General features: G+C 67.4%; 3 protein-coding genes. 1 reads left to right on the top strand and 2 read right to left on the bottom strand.

Translation table 11 applies throughout. The annotated features are described in order from the left end of the window. Window positions 1-1,056, top strand: a 1,056-nt coding sequence (locus JOZ00_RS26360; protein ID WP_293350392.1) for a DUF6596 domain-containing protein, incomplete at its 5' end; no start/stop codon positions are given. Window positions 1,057-1,059: 3 nt separating this feature from the next. On the opposite strand, the gene rplA is transcribed toward JOZ00_RS26360, so the two are convergent. Then, complete coding sequence (gene rplA / locus JOZ00_RS26355; protein WP_293350389.1) at window positions 1,060-1,767, bottom strand: 50S ribosomal protein L1; 708 nt, start codon at window positions 1,765-1,767, stop codon at window positions 1,060-1,062. Between the two features lie 70 nt (window positions 1,768-1,837). Then, a partial coding sequence (rplK, locus tag JOZ00_RS26350) for a 50S ribosomal protein L11 (RefSeq protein ID WP_293350386.1) occupies window positions 1,838-2,196 on the bottom strand: 359 nt, incomplete at its 5' end.

Below are 2,196 nucleotides of genomic sequence, written 5' to 3'. Positions count from 1 at the left end.
CGTCCGGGAAAGGAATTGGCCTCCGTGGTGGAAAACATCCGGGCGCGCACCGATCACGTGGAACCGCATCCTGTCCGCGACGACGAACTGCGGATGATGTTCACCTGCGCCCACCCGGCACTCGACCGGGTGTCGCAGCTGGCGCTCACCCTGCGACTGGTTTCCGGGCTGACCGTCGAGGAGATCGCCCGCGCGCTGCTGCAGACCGAGGCCGCTGTCGGCCAGCGCATCACCCGCGCCAAGGCCAAGGTCCGGCACGCCAACATCCCGCTGCGGGTGCCGCCCGCCGAACTGCTGCCCGAACGCACACCGCACGTGCTCAGTTGCATCTACTCGGTGTTCACCGAGGGTTACTGGTCGACGGCGGGCCCGTCGGCGATCCGCGACGAACTCTGCGACGAAGGGGTGCGGCTGGCCGGTGAGCTGTGCACGCTGATGCCCACCGAGTTGGAGGCCCACGCACTGGCAGCCCTTGTGCTGCTGCATGATTCGCGCCGAACCACGCGGGTGGACAACACCGGAGCCCTGGTGCCGCTGGAGGAGCAGGACCGTCGGCGCTGGGACCGCGGCCGCATCGCACGCGGGCTGGATCGGCTGCGGGCCGCGCACGGCTCGACCGGTCCGTACCTGCCGCAGGCGGTGATCGCCGCGTTGCATGCGACGGCACCGTCCTGGGAGCAGACGGACTGGCGCAGCATCTGCGCGGCCTACGACAATCTGTTGGCGCTGACCGATTCGCCGGTGGTGCGGGCGAATCGGGCTCTGGCGGTTGGCTTCCGCGACGGCCCCGACGCCGGACTGGCCGCATTGGAGAAGGTGGCACACGATCCGCGGCTGGCGCGGTCTAACCTGGTGCCGTCGGTGCGCGCCGACCTTTTGCGGCGCGCGGGACTCCGCGACGACGCGCTCATCTGGTATCGAACCGCGTTGGCGGCCAATGGCTCCGAGCCGGGCCGCGACTACCTGCGTCGCCGCATCGCCGAACTCTCTGCGTCGAACGTCGACTTGTTGGGCCGATCGGACCAAAATCCCCCGACAACTCGACGCTCGACGTGAAAGTTAGCCCTCGGCGAAGTTGCGGATGATCGACGGGTCGACCGGGATGCCCGGGCCGGTGGTCGTCGACACCGTGACCTTCTTCAGGTAACGGCCTTTCGACGACGACGGCTTATGGCGCAGCACCTCGTCGAGCGCCGCCCCATAGTTCTCGGCGAGTTGCTTCTCGTCGAATGACGCCTTACCGATGACGAGGTGCAGGTTGGCCTGCTTGTCCACCCGGAAGTTGATCTTGCCGCCCTTGATGTCGGACACCGCCTTGGACACATCGGGGGTGACGGTGCCGGTCTTGGGGTTGGGCATCAGGCCACGCGGCCCGAGGATCCGCGCGATGCGACCGACCTTGGCCATCTGGTCCGGCGTGGCGATCGCGGCGTCGAAGTCCAAGTATCCGCCCTGAATCTGCTCGATCAGGTCGTCGCTGCCGACCACGTCAGCGCCGGCCGCCGTTGCCTCCTGGGCCTTTTCACCGACTGCGAATACTGCCACCCGGGCGGTCTTGCCGGTGCCGTGCGGCAGGTTGACCGTGCCGCGGACCATCTGGTCGGCTTTGCGTGGGTCGACACCGAGCCGGATGGCTACCTCGACGGTCGCGTCCTGCTTGGCCGACGACGTCTCCTTCGCCAGCTTGGCCGCTTGCAGCGGCGTGTAGAGGCTGGTGCGGTCCACCTTTTCGGCGGCGGCGCGATATGCCTTGCTGTTCTTGCTCATTCGTTAATCCAATCTGGGTTGGGTTGTGGTTGAGCGGGCCGAAGCTGGCCCTCCCACACGGGCACCCCGTCTATTCGACGGTAATACCCATCGACCGGGCGGTGCCGGCGATGATCTTGGCGGCGGCGTCGATGTCGTTGGCGTTGAGGTCGGCCTTCTTGGTCTCGGCGATGTCGCGGACCTGGTCCCAGCTGACCTTGGCCACTTTGCTGACATGCGGCTCGGCCGAGCCTTTGGCCACGCCCGCAGCCTTGAGCAGCAGCTTGGCCGCCGGCGGCGTCTTCAGCGCAAAGGTGAAGCTGCGGTCCTCGTAGACGGTGATCTCCACCGGGATGACGTTGCCGCGCTGGGCCTCAGTCGCCGCGTTGTACGCCTTGCAGAACTCCATGATGTTGACGCCGTGCTGGCCCAGTGCCGGACCCACGGGCG

It is taken from the genome of Mycobacterium sp. (assembly GCF_019243155.1).
Classification (GTDB): Bacteria; Actinomycetota; Actinomycetes; order Mycobacteriales; family Mycobacteriaceae; genus Mycobacterium.
Note: the sequence above shows the minus strand (reverse complement) of the source record. Positions and strands in the feature narration are given on the sequence as shown.